This window comes from Pseudomonas sp. PDM16 (assembly GCF_014851865.1).
Taxonomy (GTDB): Bacteria; Pseudomonadota; Gammaproteobacteria; order Pseudomonadales; family Pseudomonadaceae; genus Aquipseudomonas.
In genome coordinates, this window is record NZ_JACVAM010000001.1 from 514,650 (window position 1) to 534,796 (window position 20,147).

A 20,147-nucleotide genomic window follows, 5' to 3' on the forward strand; every position below is an offset into this window, starting at 1 on the left:
CTTACTTGGAAGTGATCGGACCGGGGGCCTTGACCTGCTTCATCAGGTCGTCGTTCCACTCGCCCTCGACCTTGACGTGGCCGGCAGCGCCCAGCTCCATCGCCTCGATCAGGTTGTGGTTGACGTAGGCATACACCCCAGGTTGCTTGAAGGTGTACAGCGCCGCCCCCGCCGAGCCGCCACGAATGAACCAGGTTTCCAGGTTCTTCTCAGGCGCGTTGTCGAACTTGCCGGTTTCCCAGACCCAGTCGCCGTGGCCGCCGATCAGGTGTGGGCGGGTGTCGCGGTTGGCCTGGGAATGGATGAACAGCACGGTCTCACCGACCTTGGCCTTCATGGCGTTCTCGCCGGTCAGTGCACCGACCTTGCCGTTGAACACCACATGGGTCGGGATCAGGGTGCGCATCGCATCGCGCGTGTCCTGGAAGCTGGAGCCGAGGTCCTTGTAGTCCTTGTACTTGCCGTCCGGACCTTTGGGGATGTACAGGTCGAACTCGCCGATGGTGTAGGCGCGGTCATAGTGCAGCGGCTTGCCTTCCGGGTCCTTCAGGCCTTCGCGCGGCAGCACCATCAGGGTGCCGCTCATGCCGGCCAGTACGTGCCAGGCGACCATGCCCTCTGGCGCGCAGTGGTAGACGAAGGTCCCGCTGCGGTCGGCCTTGAAGCGCAGTACCGCCTCCTCACCAGGCGCCACCTGGGTCAGCTTGGCGCCGCCCAGCGCACCAGTGGCAGCGTGGAAGTCGATGTTGTGCGGCATGGTGTTGGTGGCCGGGTTGACCAGGGTCAGCTCGACGTAGTCACCCTCGTGCACGACCATGGTCGGGCCGGGCATGGAGCCGTCGAAGGTCATCGCCTGCAGGGTGGTGCCCTGGTTGTCGATGACCATCTTCTTCTCTTCGATGACCATGCGGAACTGCACGACCTTGGGCTTGGCGCTGGTGGCCTGCTCGTGGGCATGCACCTGCGGCGGGGCGAGCAGGTCGACTTTGACACGCTGCAGGCCGTCGGTAGTGTCCGCCAGCAACGAGGTGCTGGCGCAGCTGAGGGCAATGGCACTGGCGATCAACAGCGGTTTGAAAGCATTCATAGCGTCTTCCCTTGTATGGTTGGCTGGCACCATTGCAAGGCATCGCGACGCCGGCTTCTTTGTTCTGGAACAAACAAGGGGTGGGCAGCGACAACATACCGCACCAGTACAAGCGACCGGCGCGTTACGATCAGCTCATCTTCTGCGCTGCCCCGATTTGGTGCCTTATGCCACCCGAGCTCGAGCTGATAGGACGCCTGCCTCTGTTCTCGCCACTGAGCGATAGCGAGCTTGATGACGCGTTGGCGCATGCCCAGGAGTGCCACTTCCTCAAGGGCGAGTTCGTTTTCCAGCAGGGCGAAGCCGCCCGCCACTTCTTCTTCCTGCTCAGCGGCCACCTGCAGATTTCGCAGCTGACGCCCGCGGGCGAGCGCGTGGTCGTACGTTATGTGTGCAGCGGCGAACTGTTCGGCATCGCCCAGGTGTTGGCGATGAGCCACTTCCCGGCATCCGCCGTCGCCGTGGAGAACAGCTGCGCACTGCGCTGGCCGTCCGCACAGTGGGAGCCGCTGAGCCGGATCTGTACGCACCTGACCGAACACGTGGTGCAGGCCGTCGGAAAGCGCCTGCAGGACGCGCACCAGCGCATCCGCGAACTGTCCACCGAACGGGTCGAGCAGCGCCTGGCCCATGCACTGCTACGCTTGGCACAGCAGGTCGGGCGCAGCACCGCCAATGGCGTCAGCATCGATTTTCCGCTGTCGCGCCAGAACCTCGCGGAGATGACCGGCACCACCCTGCACACGGTAAGCCGCGTGCTCAGCGCCTGGAAGGAGCGCGGGCTGCTTGAACTGGGGCGCGAGCACGTGGCGCTGCTCGACCTGGAAGGCATCGCCCGCTACGCCGAACCACCGGAGACCGACCATGCTCAATAACACCATCCCGACCCGGATGATCGCCACTTCGGGCCATCAGGACCCGGCCATGGTGCTGCACCGCGTGCACCACCAGATCCTGCGCAGCCACCACCTGTTCGAGCCAATGTCCGATGAGCAGCTGGACGAACTGCTCGCCGACAGCCAACTGCTCAACCTGGACAAGGGCGACATCCTCTTCCTCCAGGGCGAACCGGCGCACTCTTTCTTCTTCGTGATTTCCGGCGCGGTGAAGGTCTATCGACTGACCCCGGACGGCCAGGAGAAGGTGTTCGAGGTCATCGGCGAGCGGCAGACCTTCGCCGAAGCCATGATGCTGATGGACACCCCCAACTATGTCGCCTCAGCCCAGGCGCTCGGCCCGGTACAGCTGTATCGCTTCTCCAACACCACGTACATGCGCCTGCTGCAGAGCAACTCACGGCTGACCTTCGCCCTCCTCGGCAAACTGTGCATCCGCCTGCACCAGCGCATCAACGAGATCGAGACACTGTCGCTGAAGAACGCCACCCACCGCGTGGTGCGCTACCTGCTCACCCAACTGGCACGCAGCGATAGCGACGAGCTGGAACTGCCAATGGCCAGGCAGTTGATCGCCGGACACCTGTCGATCCAGCCGGAAACCTTCTCGCGAATCATCCGCCGCCTGATCGACGAAGAGATCATCACCCAGCACGCCCGGGTCATCTGCATCCTCGATCGCCAGCGCCTAGAGCAATTCGAGTAGTACCATGTCGACACCCACCTGCCTGTACTGCCAGCGCCCGCAACCCGAACAGGCCGTTGCCTGCACCGATTGCGGCATGCCCCTGCCCACGGACCGGCCCCAGCAACGTCGCCTGCAACGCTTCTTCTGGTTCTGCATTGCACTGGCGGTGTTCTGTGCGGTGATGATGGTGTGGCTGCCGCGCAGCGTGTAACTCGCTTCGGCTCCAGCACCTGCCGTGACAACACGCGACTGAAGCTCAGTAGGCCTGGCACGCGCCCGCGCTGATCGTATCCACCAGTCGCTGGCGATAGTGGCTCTCGCCGTCGAATTCGGCCACCGGTGATCGGTCGGAGAAGGGCTCGCGAAACTCCAGGCCTAGCTGCAACTTGTAGACCTGATAGCGATTACGCACCAGACGATGGCCGGGGCAATCGGGGAAATTGCCCTGTTCATTCACCGAGCGCTCCTCGCAGTTGTCGTCATCCTCGTGCTTCTCGTAGCGCTTGCCGCCCTCGCGATAGCTCTTCTTGCCACACTCCAAATACTGCACCGGTTTGCTGCAGTAACCGGGAGCGGTACAGCTCTCGGACACCTCACCCTCGAGAGTCTCCCCATGTACCTCCCGCCAGCGCGCCTGGATGTCGTAGTTCAGTCCGCTGTCCTGGCTGTCGATGAAGAAGGAATTGCCGGCATAGTCACCGGAAGAGACCCAGGTGCTGAAATCGGACTGCGCATGGTGCAGACGCAGACGCCCTATCAGCCAGGGATCGGGGTTGAACTCCAAACGCATGTGCCCCTGTTCCAGGGTCACATCGTCCGCCAGTTGCAGTGGCTTGCTGTCCTGGGTGAACAGATAGCCCTGGCCCGACAGGCTACTGCTGCAGCCCCCCATCAGCAGACATAACGACAGCACCGCAAGACGACGCAGCGGCGCCCCCAACCAGCAGATTGCGAACACGCTTGATCACTCCTTGATGGGCAGATACCGCCCTGGCATCCGTTCGACCTTGCCGCTGCGCTTTGATTCGCCGCCCTACTCGATCTCGAACAACCCGTTCTTCAGCGGCGCTACGTCCAGGCGCTGACGCACATCCTCGTCGATACGCGGATCGTCCGGGCGGTACAGGCGCACCTGGCGGTAGGCGCTGATGCGGTTGATCTCGCTGCCCAGGTATTCCCACACCACGCGGGTGCAGGCCGGGTTGCGTCGGTCGCCGCTGGAGACACCGGTCTTCAGGCCGTTGAGGCGGGTGATGCGGCTCTTGTAGCTGGGGATGAGGATGGTCTGGCTCATCTCGTTGAGGGTCAGCGACTCGTAGTCCATCAGGAACAGGCGGTCCTGCAGCTGGAAGGCCGCGCCCAGGTAGCGGCAGCGCACCCAGTCCTCGGCCTGCACGTCGGCGCTGGCCGAGCGCTCCTGGCGCTCCTGGCGCTCGAACAGGAAGGCGCCGTCCTCTTCCCACAGGTGCACCAGCGACAGCAGCACGTAGCCGGGTACCGACATGCAGTTGGAGTACTCGAAGTAATAACCGCAATAGCGCCGCAGGTCGCCACCCTGCTCACGCAGCGGCTTGAGCAGCTCGATCAGGGCGTCCGTGCGCTTGGCGGCAAGCCCGGGAGAGCGCGCGCCGAGCAGACGGGCGAACTGCTCCGGCGGCAGCAACAGCTCGTAGTCCTCGACGCCGAAGAAGTCGCAGATACGTTTGAGGTTGTAGGCCGTCGGCCGGCTCTGGCCACTGAGGTACTTGTTGAACTGGGCGCGATTGATCGCGAGCTTCCGACAAACCTCGGCGATCGAGCGGTAGTGGCTGCAGAGCAGCTTGAGGTTGTCGCCGAAGGCTTCCGACATGAGGTCTTTCCAGATGGTGCGAGCGACGCAATTCTAGCATCAACTCGCATCACATAGCCGCCACCCGCGAAATTGCCGCCACCGTGCAGCAGGTCGACCATGCGCCCCCACGGCCCCATGCCGTCTCGTACCTACCACTCGAAGAACAAGAATCGAGGTCCTCGCCATGCTGGAAATGCTTAATGATTTCCTGTCCGGAAAACTGCTGATCGTGCTGATCGTGGGTCTGGGCAGCTACTTCACCATCCGCTCCCGTTTCGTCCAGTTCCGCCATTTCGGCCACATGTTCAGTGTGTTCAAGGAATCCATTCGCGGCAGCGCCGGCCAGCTGAGTTCCTTCCAGGCCCTGATGCTGAGCCTCGCCGGCCGCGTCGGTGCCGGTAACATCGCCGGCGTCGGCGTCGCCGTGACCCTCGGTGGCCCGGGCGCGGTGTTCTGGATGTGGGTGACCGCCCTGGTCGGCATGTCCAGCAGCTTCTTCGAGTGCACCCTGGCCCAGGCCTACAAGCGCGCCGATGGTGACGGCCTGTACCGCGGCGGCCCGGCCTATTACATCCAGCACGGTCTGAAGCTGCGCTGGATGGCGCTGACCTTCGCCGTCCTGCTGCTGGTCACCTACGGCTTCGCCTTCAACGGCCTGCAGTCCTTCACCGTGACCCACTCGCTGGAGAACGCCTTCGGCTTCCCGGTGCACTACACCGGTCTGGCCCTGGCCGTGCTGCTGGGCCTGGTGTTCCTCGGCGGGATCAAGCGCATCGCCGCCGTCTCCGACCTGCTGGTACCGGTCAAGACCCTGGCCTACATCGCTGTGACCCTGTATGTGATCGCCAGCCAGATCGAGCTGGTGCCGGACATGCTGGTCACCATCGTGAAGAGCGCCTTCGGCCTGGAGCCTGCGTTCGCCGGCCTGCTCGGCAGCGCCATCGTGATGGGCGTGAAGCGCGGCGTGTTCGCCAACGAAGCCGGCCTGGGCAGCGCGCCGAACGTGGCCGCCGTGGCCGCGGTGAAACACCCGGTAGCCCAGGGCGTGGTCCAGGCGTTCAGCGTGTTCCTCGACACCTTTGTCATCTGCACCTGCACCGCCCTGCTGATCCTGCTGTCCGGCTTCTACACCCCGGGCTTCGAGGGCGACGGCATCATCCTCACGCAGAACTCGCTGGCCGCCGTGGTCGGTGACTGGGGCCGGATCTTCGTCAGCGTCGCCCTGTCGCTCTTCGTCTTCACCTGCATCCTCTACAACTACTACCTCGGCGAGAACGCCCTGCAGTTCCTCGTCGGCCGTGGCCGCGGCCCGCTGATGATCTACCGCGGCCTGGTGCTGGCGCTGATCTTCTGGGGCTCGATGCAGAACCTCGGCACCGTGTTCGCCTTCGCCGACATCACCATGACCCTGCTGGCGCTGGTCAACCTGGTCGCTCTGGCCATGCTGATCAAGGTCGGCCTGCGCCTGATGCGCGACTACGACGCCCAGCGCAAGGCCGGTGTCGCTACCCCGGTGTTCGATCCGAAGGACTTCGCCGACCTGGACCTCGACCCCGTCGCCTGGCCAGCCAACCCGCAGCCGGCTGCTGCCGACGAGCGCATCGAGATCGCTCACGGCCTGCACCAACGCTGAGTCATCCGATGTAATAAAAAGGGGGCACGTAGCCCCCTTTTTCTTTGTCCTACCTCGGCAACCAGGCCGTTACACTCGGGTGACACACCCACCCGTACCGCTACCTGTTGGGATACGCGCATGACCCCTTCTCAGAACCTGCTGGTGCTCTACACCGGCGGCACCATCGGCATGGAAATGAGCGAGTCGGGCCTTGCCCCGGCGTCCGGTTTCGAGGATCGCCTCATGGCCGAACAGGCCCTGCACCCGGAGCGCCCTGCCCCGGCCTGGCAGTTCCGCGAGCTGAGTCCGCCGATCGACAGTGCCAACATGCGCCAGGCCAACTGGCTGGCCATGCGTGAAGCCATCATCCAGGCCGTCGACGAGGACGGCTTCGATGCCGTGCTGCTGCTGCATGGCACCGACACCCTGGCCTACAGCGCCGCGGCACTGAGCTTCCTGCTGCTGGGCATTCCGGTGCCCGTGGTGCTGACCGGCTCCATGCTGCCGGCCGGTGCAGCGGGCAGCGACGCCTGGCCCAACCTGTTCGGCGCCCTGGCCGCGCTGAGCCATGGCTGCTTGCCAGGTGTGCACCTGTATTTCAATGGCCAACTGCTGCATGGCGCTCGCACCAGCAAGATGAAGAGCGAGGCCTTCGACGCCTTCATCAACATGGCCCGCGTACGCCACGGCCAGCATGAGGAGCATCTGCCAACAGCTCTGCACTACCGCCAGCCACGTCGCGAAGTGGTGCTGGCCGTGCAGCCGCTGTTCCCCGGACTGACCACGGGGCAGCTGCGTGCCGTGTTGGACAGCGGCGTCGAGGCTCTGCTGCTGGAGTGCTACGGCAGTGGCACCGGCCCCTCCGACGACCCCGAGTTCCTCGCCGTATTGCGCGAAGCGCGTGAGCGCGGCGTGGTGCTGGCCGCCATCAGCCAGTGCCCACTCGGCCATGTCGACTTCGAGGTCTATGCCGCCGGTAGCGCTCTGGCCGAGATCGGCCTGATCAGCGGCGGCGGCATGACCCGCGAGGCGGCCCTGGGCAAGCTGTTCAGCCTGGTCGGCAGTGGCCTGTCCCCATCAGAGATCGAGCGGCTGTTCGCTCATGATCTCTGCGGGGAAATGGCGGACTGAGATTCGACGGCATCGGCGACTGGCTCCTCCGACGGCGCGGCGATGGTGATTGTCTCCATCGGTACAAAGCGACGGGACATGAATGGAAGCTCGACCCAGGCGTAGGTCAGGCTGGATAGCAAAAGAACGAGTGGCAGCACGACCATCAGAAGGCTGCCATCTCTGAAATCGGTATTCACCACCAGCAGCCAGATGATTGGCCAGTGCCACAGGTAGATGCTGTAGCAACGCTGGCCCAGGAAAATGCTCAGCTTCGAGCTGAATACTCGCTGAACGAAACCGATTCGCGGAGACACCAGCAGGATCACCATGACGGCCGACAGCACCACCGACGCACTCTGCTGCCAGTAGAAGTACTCGACTTCCCGGGGGGTCCCGACATAGAGCAGTACCCCCAGAGTCAGCACACCGAGAGTCAACAATACGTGGGCGACCGCACCGCGGCTCCAATCACGCAGGTAGGGGTAAATCATCGCCAGTATCCCGCCTATGGCGAACGCATCCATGCGGGTATCCAGGGCATAGTAGAGGCGTGACCAGGATGCTCCCCCGGCGATCAGGTAATAGCGCCAGGCCATGCATGTCAGCGCCAGCGCAACCAGAAGGGTCACCGTCTGAGGGACGCTCAGACGCAGCTTGAGCGCAGCAAGGAATATCAGCGGCCACAACAGATAGAACTGCTCCTCGATCCCCAGCGACCATGTCTGGCCGAACAGCGTCGGATAGATGCTGCCTTCCAACTTGGTCCAGTTCGAGTAGTACAGTAGCGTCGCCAGAGCGTCCTGCAATGACGGAACAGGGTCCTCAACCAGCGCACAAGCCATTAGCGTACAGCTGACGACCACCAGCAGCAGTGCCGGGTAGAGGCGCATCAGGCGGCGCCTCCAGAAGCGAGCCAGGCTGACGCGCTTCCGCTTTCTGACACTTCGCCACAGAATGGAAGTGATCAGAAACCCCGAGATGACGAAGAACAGATCCATCAGGATCATGGCACCGGGGAACCAGGCCATATTCACGTGCGCAACCAGAACTCCGATGGCCGACCATCCACGCGCACCATCCAACGCCGGAAAATAGGCGGCCCTTCCCCTGTTCAGGACATGCTGGCTCATTGGTTCTTATCCTTATCGCCATTTCATGTACCGGCCATCCAGCCGGGTGACGTCAGAAAATATCTGCAGCAGAGAAAAACCGCCGAGATTAATTCGTCAGTTTTATGATGCGACACCCCGTATCGCCCCCTTCCCGGGGAGGGGTAATGTCCCAATCGAAGATAAAGAGGTAAGCCGGGTAGAGAGAACTGTCGCAAACTACCCGGAAATCATCCCGCCGCATCGGCAATACCTGGGTCACGCTATGGCGGGTACCACTCCATGTCGCGCCGGCGCGATGCAACTCGTCGAAAAAGAATGCTTCGACCCCGCTGTAGCCGAAAGAAACGCGTGTCCCCTTGGGTAAATCACTTATCCAGTCACGAACGCGCTCGACTTCGGACGGAGACAGAAAAGATTGGGTCAGCAGCTCGGCACGGGGCCAGAGCGCAGCAAAGTGCTCACGCTTGCCATAGCCGTGGCCCAACAGAGCTACTGATAGACCAGCAGCCAACATCAGACCAACTAGTCGCCGCCAGCGCCTCTCCGCTCTCGCAAGAGTTGCCAGAATGCTCAGCAGTAGCAGCCAGTCCGCCAGAACGAAAGCGAAGTCGTACCACATGCTCTGACCATGCAGCGCCAAAGCCATGAAGGCCGTGCCGTAGAGAGATAGCACCACATCCGAGCCAAAGCGCCGAGAGTAAAGAAGCTGCCCCCCAGCAATCGACAACGCCAACCCCAGTTTCAGCCAGCCTGAGCTTCCTCCCATTGGCTCGCCCAGACTCTTGAACGCGAACTGGAACTTCATATCCTCGATGAAGCCGCCTGGGTTGCCGGCCACCATCAGGCCGTAACCGGTCAGAGCCAAGAGCGCCAGCACCAGCGCCAGCAAGTCCGTGGCATTCAGGGTCAGTGTATGTCGGCGCATGATGGTCCAGAGCACCAGCGCGGCGTAGGGCAGCAGCATGTACACCGCATTGAAGTGCACAACGGCACCGATCAACACCAGTGCCAAACCGAGGCCGGGGCGGCCCTTGAGCAGAGCTAGCAGCGACGCCAGGAACAGTGCGGTGTACAGCGCCTCCATCCGGGCGATATTGCTGGCCGCCAGCATATAGGGCGACAGCAAGGCCAGCAGAGTGGCTGCCAGCGCCAGCCACAAGTAGCGTCCGGGCAGCACTAGCTGCCGTACCAGCACCAGCGCCAGCACGGCAATGGACAGGTAGCAGAGAGTCGATACCCAGCGTGCAGTATCGAAGCTGTAGCCGAACACTTCGAACACGCCTGCCAGCAACAACATGTAGCCCGGTGGCATCCACATCACCACCCGTTCGGCATTGAGAGCATCGACGAAGAAGGTGCCATCGGTACTCAGCGCATATGCCTGAGCGATAAAAGCCGTCTCGTCACTCCAAGGAACGGGAAACTCGAAGGCCATGCCCAGCCGCACAATAAATGCAGCCAGCAACAACACGGCGAAAACCCCCAGGAACAGCCTTTCACGGCGCATAGCGGCAGAGAAAGCCGATAGCGCCATCTGCCCGCTCACTCCGGTTTGCGGGCGATGATGGCCTGGCTTTTCGGCATGGCCTGGTCCAGAGCCTTCTTGATGCGAGGGCCATCAGGAGTGGACAACAGCATGTTCCAGGTCTGTGTCCAGCTTTGCAGCAGCGGATGCCATGGCGGGCTGAGGTCCTGCTTGCAAGCCCAGAAGAAGAACCACCAGATTGACCAATAGAAGCCGTAGCTAGTGCGGCGCTCAATGACCAAGCCGGACTCGACCACCAGACGCTCGAACTCGTCCCGGCCGAAAACCCGAATGTGATTAGGCGCCTCGAAGTAGCTGGGTGGCGCCAGATCGCGCTGGACTCCCTCGCCCACAGGATCAGGAACGGTCAGCAGGAACTGGCTACCCGGCTTGGCCACACGTACGATTTCACGCATGAACGCCGCTGGGTCCTCGACATGCTCAAGGACCTCCATCGCAATGACCTTGTTGACCCGGCCATCCTCCAGCGGGATCGGCTTGGCATCGGTCACTAGGGGCATCACCGCACGCGCATTGGAATCCTTGAGCATGGCGCTGACGGCGTCCACCTTGCTCGCATCGATATCGGCAAATATAACCTCGGCCCCGCGAGTCGCGCAGAAGTGGGCGAAGGGACCATCGCCGCAACCGATATCGAGAATCGAGTCTTCGGGATCGATGCGGAAGCCCTCGAACAACTCCCCGGTCTCATGCCGAAACCAGCCACTCAGATAGGTATCCGTCAGAGTGGAATCGTCCCGCTCCACTATCTCTGCCGCCGCGGACTGGGCGGTAGAGGGCGGTTCCTGCATAGGCACAGGCACGCCATCGCTCCCCCGAAAAAGCCGCTTCAAGCCAGCCAGCATGTCATTCTCCTTGCATATTGGTGACGCCTTTTAAGCCTCAAGCGGACAGCTCACGCTGACGTCCACTCGCATCGGTATCGTTGCCTGTTTGCTCTTGTCGAGCGAACCGGGCCGCGATTCGACCTCCCCGGCGACGCAAGGGCGTTTCCACCAAGCGATAGTTCAGCTCGCTGAGAAGCAGGATCAGCAATCCGGCAGTCAAGACATAGCGATAGAAGAACGCATCGTCAGCCGGCTGTCCCGGAGCCAGTCTGGCCCAGACCTCCCTAGTCAGGAAGAAAGCGGGGATGTGGATCAGATAGATCGCGTAAGAACGTGAGCCCAACCAGGCGAAAATCTCTCGTAGCGGTGAAAACAGGAACACGTCATCGTTGTAGGAGGCAAGCCAGACCATCAGCACGCTGAGCAAGGCCAGCAGACTCATGCGATGCGACGTGATCTTCAGAACATCCGAGCCCAGCATACCCATGAAGAGCATGACGAGCAGCAGAACTAGAGTCCCTTTTGCCGGAATTCGCAGCAGGAAAGTGGGGCGTGCCAGTGCATATGTCGGGTGGCGACTCCAGATAGCCAGCAATACCCCCAGCAGAAGGCCATCGCATCTGAACAACATCATCGTCAGGCTGCGCTCGGTCACCAGTTGCCAGGCCACGATTAGCAGCAGAACGGGCACCAGCCATCGGCGCAGCAAAAGTACCGCTAACGGCAGTAGCAGATAGAACTGCTCCTCCAGCGACAGGGTCCAGTAAACGAAGCTAGCACCATACTCACCCCGTCCGAATGTTTCGAGGAAGCGTAGGTTAGCGACCTGCAGTACTCCCGCTATTGTGGCCTCCAGATTGGCGCGGACATCACCGAAAACATCAGACTCCCGAAACACGATTGAAGCCACGAGAATCAGCGCCAGCCACAACCAGGCGGAAGGCAGAAGTCGCCATGCACGACGAATCCAGAAGGCCAGAGTCACTCGGAACGCGCCAACACTGTCACTGCTGGCCTGCAACTGAGGCAGGAGACTGCGCCCGATTACGAACCCCGAAATAGCAAAAAACAGATCCACACCCACCCAGCCACCGAAATAAACCTCCAGTCTTTCCAGGCCGGGAGAAGTCCAAGTCAGTAGGTTACCCCTGGCGTGATGCACCACGACGGCCAGAACCGCCACCGCGCGCAGTACTTCGATGTCGAGGATGCGTTCCTTGCTCATGAGCTCTTACTTCAGACCAGGGGTTTGCGCGCAATGATGATCTGGCTTCTGGGCAGCGCCTCATCCAATGCCTTGCGCATGGGTGCTGCCTCGGGGAGGCTGATAAGCCGACCCCATACCGATGTCCAAGCATCCAGTAGCGGGAAATAAGGCGGTTGAGCAGCGTCATGGGACACCTGCTCAGGCGTTCCATCGACGGCTTTCTTGCAAATCCAGTACATGCATAACCAGAGGTTCCAGAAAAAGCCATAGCTGGAGCGCTCTACAACTTCCAGGCCGGCATCCGTGACCAGCTGCGCAAGTTCGTCGCGCTCGAAGATGTGGATGTGATTCGGCTTCTGAAAATACTCTGGCGGAGCGAAGGGAATCTGCATCTTTTCGGTCACGGCATCAGGCACCGAGATCAAGTACAGCGCACCCGGCCGGCCGATGCGCGCCAGCTCGCTGAGCACAGCGGCAGGATCATCGACATGCTCGAGCATCTCCATCGAAATCACGCGCGAAGCGCAGTTGCTCTCCAGGGGAAGCGGTGTGCAGTCAGTGACGATGCCCTGGCTGGCGCGCGCAGGAGTTTCACCAATGCGCTCCGAGAGCTGCTCGATGTTTTTCTCGCTGACATCGCAATAGATCACATGGGCACCGCGTCTGGCGCAGAACAGTGTGGCGCCACCGGCGCCGCAACCCACATCCACGACGATGTCGTCGGCAGTGATCGGAAAGCCGCGGAACAGCTCGTCGCTATCGTTTTGGTACCAGCCAGCATTGACCGCGTCGATCAATCCGACGTTGCGGGAGTCCAGGAAGTCGGGCTCCAGCTTCTTCTGCTCCCATTGCTCCAGCGTGGGCATGCGCAGCCATTCGGGAATCATGCTGGCTCCTTGGTCATCATCTGTTCTAGTAGAGTGGTCAGCCGCGGGCGCGCCGTCGCCAGCGAGCAATGCTCGTGCATCCTCTCGATAGCGTTCCTGGCCATCTGCCGATACCGCTCGGGATCATCCCGATAGCAACGATACGCGGCCCCGAAGGCTTCGCAGAGCGACGACCAGTCCACCTGCTGGCGCAAGGTCCGGTAGGCCACCCGGGGATCGTGCGGCCAGGCGGTCGCATCAGCCCAGCTGTCGACGAGGAAGCCCACGCTTTCATCCATATAATCGGTTAGTGCCGAATGGCGAGGGGCCACCGCCGGTTTGCCGCAGGACAGGTACTCCATCAACGGCAGACACTGGCCCTCGCCGTAGGACGCGTTGACCACGAAGTGGGTGGCGCGCAGCAGGTCTGTATAGGCCTCATCGCTCAGGTAGCCGTGCATGACCACGACCCGGCAGCGAAACGTTTCCAGGCGCGGCAGCACCATCAGAATGCCCTGAATGGCGTCTTCGTAGCGATGATGGCCCAGCTTGAACACGAGGGTCGCGCTCGGCTCATCCTTGAACACGGTGCAGAACGCGGTGAGCATGTCGACCCAGTTCTTGCGCCCGTCATGAGGGTTGAACAGGCTGGTGAACACCACTCCGCCCAGCTTGACGCTCCGCTTGCCAGCGTGCCAGGGATCACCAATTAGCACGTCGACGAGCGGCCGCAGCGGCAACGGCAGACTCGGGGTGAGCACCTGCCTACACCAGGCCACCAGATGCCTGTAGGTAATCGCCCTCACGCCCTGGCTCATGCGGCGATAGCCCTGTTCCTCGTCGATGGGGATCAGTCCTCGGGACTCCGCCACTGCGCGGATCATGTGCTCCTCGCTCGGCAGCCAGCGGGACAGCTTGGGATCGTGGGTATCGAACACCACTCCCCGTTCGATACAGACAGGCGCCAGGGCTTCGACAGGCGCAGTCAAGAGTTGCGCACGCATCGCATCCAGGCGGTCCCACAACGGCGCGGGAATCGACACCACGGGGAAGTCCTCTCCCATCAGTTCGCGCACCACCCGCGCGCTCTGCTGCGAATGGACGATGGCAGCGCCGCAATGCTGCAGGCTCAAGCGCCAGTCGTTTTCAGGACAATCTTCCCACCAGGTCTCGCCGGGCATGCTGCTGAACTCCCAGGCAAAGACCGGGATAGTCGGGCAGGCGAGATCGCGGCGGGTCAGATGTGGCGGAGAGAAGCTGAGGAAGACGCAGTTCTCGCCCTGCTCGACGGCCTCTTGATAGATCGCGTCGACCTCCCTCTCTGGATCGGCGATCACCACCACCTCGCCCAGGCTGTGCAGCAGCGGCATGAACTCGCGCAGCACAAAGTAGTAGCTGTACTCCGGCTCGCCGAAGTTGTGCACCACCGTCTCGGCGTTCATTGCCGAATACACCAGAAACTTCATGCACTCGCCCCCAGACGCTTTTCGGCTGCCGAGCTTGCTGCCAGCGGAGCCAGGAACGATTCGAGCTGGTCCGCCACCAGCGGGACGTCGGAAAAGTCGCGCAGGCGCTGCCAGGCCCGCAGCGACATGTGCCGGTAGCCTTCAGCATCCTCGCGGGCAAGGCGATAGCAGGCACGGTAACCTTCCATCAGCGACTGCCAGTTCAGCCGGTGGCGCCGGGTGCGCATGATTCCGCAGGGATCGTGCGCCCAGCATGCCAATTCGACGGAGGTCTGAACCACACAAGCCACGTCTTCATCCACGTAATCGAGCATCGCAGTGTGCCGCGGCGCCAGGGCCGGCTTGCCGCTGGACATGAACTCCATCAACGGCAGACACAAGCCTTCACCGGTAGAGGCATTGACGTAAAAATCGCTCACGGAAACCAACTCACGGTACTGCTCGTCATCGAGGAATCCGTGTAGCACCAGCACCCGACACTGAAACGGAGCCAACCGGGAGAGCAATGTCAGAAGGACAATCCGGTAGTACTCCAGATCGTGATGGGTCATCTTCAGGATCAGTGTGGCATCGGGCGTACTACGAAAGGCCCAGCAGAACGCCGTGACAATGTCGATCCAGTTCTTACGTCCGTCACGGGGGTTGAGGACGCTGGTAAACACGACGCCAGACAGTTCGAAGCGACATGCCTGTACCGGATGAGCCCCTGCCTCGCTCGGAGGCGGTTGCTTGCCCGCAGGCATGGCGGCCTGACGTGCGAGGTGGCGGTTACGCATTGCCTCGCGCCACGACCGAAAAAGAATCCGGCTACGCTCCTTGCGCCCTATAAGTCTTTTGGCATCTACCGAGGGCTGAAAGGCTTCGGGGCGCGCCATGTGCTGTACCAGTCCGTCAGCGGACAGCCCCAGGATGGGGCTGTCGATGGCGTAGCCGGTGAACTCGAACACACGTCCTTCCCGACAGGATTGCCAGCCTTGTTCAGGCATCAGGTCCTGAAAGCGTGTCCATACCGGCGCCGGAATGGATACCACAGGGTAATCCGCCCCCATGAGCTTACGCACGGCATCTGCCGACTCACGGCTGCAAGCTATCGCCCCAGCGATACGCTGCAGAACATATCGCCAATCATTGCGGGGCTCACCTTCCCAGGGCTGATCAGGCACATTGTCGAACTCCCAGGCGAACAGACAAACCGTGGGGCAAGACAGGTCAACTGGCGTCTGCTGCGGTGGACTCACACTAAGGAAAACCACCTTTTCGCCGACAGCAGTGTGCTGGCGATACAGCTCATCGACTTCCTGGACAGAATCGACCGGGATGACCCGGGCAATGCGCTCCAACGCTGGCAGAAACTCCTTGAGCAGGAAGAAATAGCTGTATTCCGGCTTGCCCAGGGATGCCTGAATGTTCGATTGAGTGATTTTTGAACTGACAAGAATGATCATGGGTTTTGCTTATTTAGGCCGCGGGATCGATACCTCAATGTTGCCGCTGTATGGCTGAGGTTCCCGCGGGATGGAGGGCACTGGCCCTCATGGATTGAAGATCCGCCTAAGATGTCGGCGTGCATAGCAGCAGCATTTATCGATCGTTGCAAGCTGCATGAGACGCTGACCGCATAGTCATGAATTGCTTGGCATTCCATTTCCCCCAAGTTACCCATCCGCCCCCTCGCTCAGATGCAAGTCCTTGAGCTTCACGTAGTTGGCCGCGCTGTAGGCGAAGAAGGCGCGCTCCTTGTCGCTCAGCGCGCGGGCCTGCTTCACCGGGCTGCCGACGTACAGGTAGCCGCTTTCGAGCACCTTGCCCGGCGGCACCAGGGAGCCGGCGCCGATCACCACCTCGTCCTCGACCACCGCGCCGTCCATCACGATGCTGCCCATGCCGACCAGGATGCGGTTGCCCAGGGTGCAGCCGTGCAGGGTGACGTTGTGGCCGATGGTCACCTCGTCGCCGATCAGCAGTGGGTAGCCGTCCGGGTTGAACGGCCCGGCGTGGGTGATGTGCAGCACGCTGCCGTCCTGCACGCTGGTGCGCTTGCCAATCCTGATGCGGTGCATGTCGCCGCGCACCACGGCCATCGGCCACACCGAGGCATCCTCGCCCAGCTCCACGTCACCGATGACCACCGCCGAGGCGTCGACAAAGGCGCGCGGGCCCAGCTGCGGAGCGGTGCCCTGGTAAGTTCGAATCGCCACGATAGTCTCCTTCAGGCTGCGGATGGCGCCGATTGTAATTAACATTCGGCGCATTCCGGTTGTTAAAGGTCGCTCGCGACCCCATAACCTGTATCTGCATTCGCACAATCAAAGGTGCCTCGCCGTGACCGCTGCCAATCCCCTGCTGCAAGACTTCGACCTGCCGCCCTATTCCCTGATCAAGCCCGAGCACGTCGAGCCGGCCGTGGACCAGATCCTCGCCGACAGCCGCGCGGCCATCGCCGAGCTGCTCAAGACCCAGCAGGCCAATCCGAGCTGGGACGGTCTGGTGCTGGCGCTGGATGAGCTCAACGCCCGCCTGGGCCGCGCCTGGAGCCCGGTCAGCCACCTCAACGCGGTGTGCAACAACGCCGAGCTGCGCGGCGCCTACGAGGCCTGCCTGCCCAAGCTCTCCGAGTTCTGGACCGAGATGGGCCAGAACAAACCGCTGTTCGAGGCCTACGACGCCCTGGCCAAGAGCTCGGCCGCAGAAGGCTTCGACGTGGCGCAGAAGACCATCCTCGAACACGCCCTGCGCGACTTCCGCCTGAGCGGTATCGACCTGCCGGCCGAGCAGCAGAAGCGCTACGGCGAGATCCAGATGAAGCTGTCCGAGCTGGGCAGCCGCTTCTCCAACCAGCTGCTCGATGCCACCCAGGCCTGGACCAAGCACATTACTGACGAGGCGGCCCTGGCCGGCCTCACCGACTCGGCCAAGGCACAGATGGCCCAGGCCGCACAGGCCAAGGAGCTGGACGGCTGGCTGATCAGCCTGGAATTCCCCAGCTACTACGCGGTGATGACCTACGCCGACGACCGCGCCCTGCGTGAAGAGCTGTACACCGCCTACTGCACCCGCGCCTCCGACCAGGGCCCGAATGCCGGACAGAACGACAACGGCCCGGTGATGGCCGAGCTGCTCGACCTGCGCCAGGAGCTGGCCCGCCTGCTCGGCTTCGCCCACTACAGCGAACTGAGCCTGGCCAGCAAGATGGCCGACAATACCGACCAGGTTCTGCATTTTCTCCGCGACCTGGCCGTGCGCAGCAAACCCTTCGCCGCCCAGGACCTGGAAGAACTCAAGGCCTTCGCCGCCGAGCAAGGCGTCAGCGACCTGCAGAGCTGGGACGTCGGCTACTTCAGCGAGAAGCTGCGCCAGCAGCGCTACAGCATCTCCCAGGAGGAAGTGCGCGCCTGGTTCCCGATCGACAAGGTGCTCTCCGGCCTGTTCGCCATCGTGCAGAAGCTCTACGGCATCGAGATCAACGAGCTCAAGGACTTCGATACCTGGCACCCGGACGTGCGCCTGTTCGAGATCCGCGAGAACGGCCAGCACGTCGGCCGTTTCTTCTTCGACCTCTACGCCCGCGCCAACAAGCGCGGCGGCGCCTGGATGGATGGCGCCCGCGACAAGCGCCGCGCCGCTTCGGGCAGCCTGATCAGCCCGGTGGCCAACCTGGTGTGCAACTTCACCCCTGCCGTTGGCGGCAAGCCGGCGCTGCTGACTCACGATGAAGTCACCACCCTGTTCCACGAGTTCGGCCACGGCCTGCACCACCTGCTGACCCGCGTCGAACATGCCGGTGCCTCCGGCATCAACGGCGTGGCCTGGGATGCGGTGGAGCTGCCGAGCCAGTTCATGGAGAACTGGTGCTGGGAGCCCGAGGGCCTGGCGCTGATCTCCGGCCACTACGAGTCCGGCGAGGCGCTGCCCCAGGCACTGCTGGACAAGATGCTGGCGGCGAAGAACTTCCAGTCCGGCCTGATGATGGTGCGCCAGCTGGAATTCTCACTGTTCGACTTCGAGCTGCACGCCAGCCACGGTGATGGCCGCAGCGTGCTGCAGGTGCTTGAAGGCATCCGCGATGAGGTCTCGGTGGTGCGTCCGCCGGCCTTCAACCGCTTCGCCAACAGCTTCGCGCATATCTTTGCCGGTGGTTACGCGGCCGGTTACTACAGCTACAAGTGGGCCGAAGTGCTGTCCGCCGACGCCTTCTCCAAGTTCGAGGAAGAAGGTGTGCTCAACCCGGCCACCGGCCGCGCCTTCCGCGAGGCGATCCTGGCCCGTGGCGGCTCGCAGGCGCCGATGGTGCTGTTCGTCGACTTCCGTGGCCGCGAGCCGAGCATCGACGCCCTGCTGCGCCACCTCGGCCTGAGTCAGGAGGCGGCGTGATGAGCGAGCCGAAGAAGCGTTTCATCGCCGGCGCCGTGTGCCCGGCGTGCAGCGCTATGGACACCATCAAGATGTGGGACGAAGATGGCACGCCGCATCGAGAATGCGTGGCTTGTGGCTATGCCGACACGCTCAACGCCCAGGGCCAGTCGGTACCCAAGGAGCTAGGCACGAGGGTCAGCAAGGCGGCGGCCAAACCAACGGCGAGCACGGGTCAGACGGTGCAGTTCTTTCCCAATCCCAAGTTGAAGAAAAGCTGACGGGCACTGCCGGTCGGGCCAAAAGCACAGTGTCACAAGGAAGTGAACATGAGCAGAGACGGGAACAGTCGGATATTGCCGATCTCTCAAGCGAGGGAAGGCGATCGCTTTCCACACCTGGATACGCTCAGAGCTGTCGCGATCATCTTCGTGCTGCTGGTCCATCTCCCGATCGATGAAAACTCCTGGCCAACCACCCTTCCCCGGTTCTTCGACCTGTGGAGCGGGGTAGACCTGTTCTTCGCCATCTCAGGTTTCCTGATCACCCGCTCCTTGGCGGGATTCATGCAGGCTCGAGCCCTTGGTCGCGACTGGTGGCCAGCGCTGCGAGCCTTCTGGATCAGACGAGCCTTTCGCTTGCTGCCCGCCGCTTGGCTCTGGCTGCTCCTTCCACTTCTGCTCTCCCTGCTCATAGGCCCTGCTCTGCTGTATCCGTCGATATCCGGCATGGCTGCCGATGCGCTGGCCGCTTTTCTTCAGATAGCCAACGTGCATTCGGCCGGCTGCTGGTCCAGCGAGGCATGGCGCTCGCATTGCGGGAGAGGCCTTGGGGTCAGTCACTATTGGAGCCTGTCCCTCGAAGAGCAGTTTTACCTGCTGCTACCGATTCTCCTGTTGCTGCTGCCCCGACGGCTGCTGATACCCGCCATCCTGCTGGTGATCGTCACCTTGGTTCCATGGCATCGGCCCCTGTTCAGCCCTGCCTGGTTCTTCCGTGTGGATGGACTCCTATGGGGCGTCGTGCTCGGGCTGTTCAGCCTGTACTCGCAGAGTACCTTCCGCATCGCCGGCAAGCTGGCCCGATACCATGCGGGACGCATGATGACTGTCGCCCTCATCCTGCTACTCGGCTGGCTGCCCACCTTCGGCGCCGAGATAGTCCCAGGCGTCTCAACAGCGGCGGGTTTGGCACTCACCAGTGCCGCCCTCGTGTGGCTAGCCGCCTGCAATGTCGGTATCGGCTCTGGATCCGTGCTGAACTGGGTGAGCTCGCGCTCCTACGCTCTCTACCTGGTCCACTTCCCCCTCTATGGTGCCGCACGAGCGCTAGCTTTCCCCGAACCTCTGCTGCTGCAGGCCTGGCCGGATATAGTTCTGTTCATGTTGTCCACCGGGCTTGCCATCGGCCTGGCTGCGGAGATGACCTATCGCCTGGTGGAAATGCCTTGTCGTCAATACGGTAGGCAACTGGCTCGCATGCCCACTCAGGAGTCCGCAGAGTCGATCGAACAAATGGAGCCGGCGAGATAGAGCGCAGCGGG

19 protein-coding genes are annotated in these 20,147 nt (G+C 62.3%); 8 read left to right on the top strand and 11 right to left on the bottom strand.

What is annotated here, in order from left to right:
• Position 1: 1 nt before the first annotated feature.
• Positions 2-1,087, bottom strand: coding sequence for a copper-containing nitrite reductase (gene nirK, locus IB234_RS02285; protein ID WP_192313207.1), 1,086 nt, complete (start codon positions 1,085-1,087; stop codon positions 2-4).
• Between the two features lie 167 nt (positions 1,088-1,254).
• Between nirK and IB234_RS02290 the strand changes: the two genes are divergently transcribed.
• Genes IB234_RS02290 through IB234_RS02300 form a run of 3 tightly spaced genes read left to right on the top strand, consistent with a single transcriptional unit; the run spans position 1,255 to position 2,882 of the window.
• Positions 1,255-1,962 carry a Crp/Fnr family transcriptional regulator gene (locus IB234_RS02290; RefSeq protein ID WP_192313210.1) on the top strand — a complete coding sequence of 236 codons (708 nt, stop codon included), beginning with the start codon at positions 1,255-1,257 and terminating at the stop codon, positions 1,960-1,962.
• Between the two features lie 49 nt (positions 1,963-2,011).
• Positions 2,012-2,689 carry a Crp/Fnr family transcriptional regulator gene (locus tag IB234_RS02295; protein WP_192315523.1) on the top strand — a complete coding sequence of 226 codons (678 nt, stop codon included), beginning with the start codon at positions 2,012-2,014 and terminating at the stop codon, positions 2,687-2,689.
• Between the two features lie 4 nt (positions 2,690-2,693).
• A complete protein-coding gene (locus tag IB234_RS02300; RefSeq protein ID WP_192313213.1) occupies positions 2,694-2,882 on the top strand; it encodes a protein DnrP in 189 nt (62 codons plus the stop codon).
• Between the two features lie 45 nt (positions 2,883-2,927).
• Here IB234_RS02300 and IB234_RS02305 read toward each other — a convergent pair whose 3' ends face one another.
• Positions 2,928-3,629 (bottom strand): hypothetical protein, encoded by a 702-nt coding sequence (locus IB234_RS02305; protein WP_192313216.1) that lies wholly within the window; start codon positions 3,627-3,629, stop codon positions 2,928-2,930.
• A gap of 75 nt (positions 3,630-3,704) precedes the next feature.
• Positions 3,705-4,520, bottom strand: coding sequence for a helix-turn-helix domain-containing protein (locus IB234_RS02310; RefSeq protein WP_192313219.1), 816 nt, complete (start codon positions 4,518-4,520; stop codon positions 3,705-3,707).
• A 166-nt stretch (positions 4,521-4,686) separates the two neighbouring features.
• Between IB234_RS02310 and IB234_RS02315 the strand changes: the two genes are divergently transcribed.
• Positions 4,687-6,135, top strand: a complete 1,449-nt coding sequence (locus tag IB234_RS02315) for an alanine/glycine:cation symporter family protein (protein WP_192313222.1) — start codon at positions 4,687-4,689, stop codon at positions 6,133-6,135.
• A gap of 120 nt (positions 6,136-6,255) precedes the next feature.
• Positions 6,256-7,248 carry an asparaginase gene (locus IB234_RS02320; protein ID WP_192313225.1) on the top strand — a complete coding sequence of 331 codons (993 nt, stop codon included), beginning with the start codon at positions 6,256-6,258 and terminating at the stop codon, positions 7,246-7,248.
• Here IB234_RS02320 and IB234_RS02325 read toward each other — a convergent pair.
• The 8 genes from IB234_RS02325 to IB234_RS02360 all read right to left on the bottom strand — a co-directional run bounded on the left by IB234_RS02325 (position 7,218) and on the right by IB234_RS02360 (position 16,452).
• Positions 7,218-8,360, bottom strand: a complete 1,143-nt coding sequence (locus IB234_RS02325; protein ID WP_192313228.1) for an acyltransferase family protein — start codon at positions 8,358-8,360, stop codon at positions 7,218-7,220. The genes IB234_RS02320 and IB234_RS02325 overlap by 31 nt on opposite strands.
• Before the next feature lie 88 nt (positions 8,361-8,448).
• Complete coding sequence (locus IB234_RS02330; protein WP_192313231.1) at positions 8,449-9,876, bottom strand: hypothetical protein; 1,428 nt, start codon at positions 9,874-9,876, stop codon at positions 8,449-8,451.
• A gap of 8 nt (positions 9,877-9,884) precedes the next feature.
• The gene (locus IB234_RS02335; protein WP_192313234.1) at positions 9,885-10,733 is read right to left on the bottom strand and encodes a class I SAM-dependent methyltransferase; all 849 of its coding nucleotides are present in this window, start codon (positions 10,731-10,733) and stop codon (positions 9,885-9,887) included.
• Between the two features lie 37 nt (positions 10,734-10,770).
• Complete coding sequence (locus IB234_RS02340; protein WP_192313237.1) at positions 10,771-11,940, bottom strand: acyltransferase family protein; 1,170 nt, start codon at positions 11,938-11,940, stop codon at positions 10,771-10,773.
• Positions 11,941-11,951: 11 nt separating this feature from the next.
• Positions 11,952-12,809, bottom strand: coding sequence for a class I SAM-dependent methyltransferase (locus IB234_RS02345; protein ID WP_225580209.1), 858 nt, complete (start codon positions 12,807-12,809; stop codon positions 11,952-11,954).
• Positions 12,806-14,254 carry a glycosyltransferase gene (locus tag IB234_RS02350; RefSeq protein WP_192313240.1) on the bottom strand — a complete coding sequence of 483 codons (1,449 nt, stop codon included), beginning with the start codon at positions 14,252-14,254 and terminating at the stop codon, positions 12,806-12,808. The genes IB234_RS02345 and IB234_RS02350 overlap by 4 nt, the downstream gene beginning before the upstream one ends.
• Positions 14,251-15,699 carry a glycosyltransferase gene (locus IB234_RS02355; protein ID WP_192313243.1) on the bottom strand — a complete coding sequence of 483 codons (1,449 nt, stop codon included), beginning with the start codon at positions 15,697-15,699 and terminating at the stop codon, positions 14,251-14,253. The genes IB234_RS02350 and IB234_RS02355 overlap by 4 nt, the downstream gene beginning before the upstream one ends.
• A gap of 210 nt (positions 15,700-15,909) precedes the next feature.
• A complete protein-coding gene (locus IB234_RS02360; protein WP_192313245.1) occupies positions 15,910-16,452 on the bottom strand; it encodes a gamma carbonic anhydrase family protein in 543 nt (180 codons plus the stop codon).
• Between the two features lie 124 nt (positions 16,453-16,576).
• Here IB234_RS02360 and prlC point away from each other — a divergent pair, with 124 nt between their 5' ends.
• The 3 genes from prlC to IB234_RS02375 are packed head-to-tail and all read left to right on the top strand — an operon-like array spanning position 16,577 to position 20,136.
• On the top strand, positions 16,577-18,625 hold the full coding sequence (gene prlC / locus IB234_RS02365) for an oligopeptidase A (RefSeq protein ID WP_192313248.1): 2,049 nt from the start codon (positions 16,577-16,579) through the stop codon (positions 18,623-18,625).
• Positions 18,625-18,885, top strand: a complete 261-nt coding sequence (locus IB234_RS02370; protein WP_192313250.1) for a YheV family putative zinc ribbon protein — start codon at positions 18,625-18,627, stop codon at positions 18,883-18,885. The genes prlC and IB234_RS02370 overlap by 1 nt, the downstream gene beginning before the upstream one ends.
• 48 nt (positions 18,886-18,933) lie before the next feature.
• On the top strand, positions 18,934-20,136 hold the full coding sequence (locus IB234_RS02375) for an acyltransferase family protein (protein WP_192313253.1): 1,203 nt from the start codon (positions 18,934-18,936) through the stop codon (positions 20,134-20,136).
• Positions 20,137-20,147: the final 11 nt, after the last annotated feature.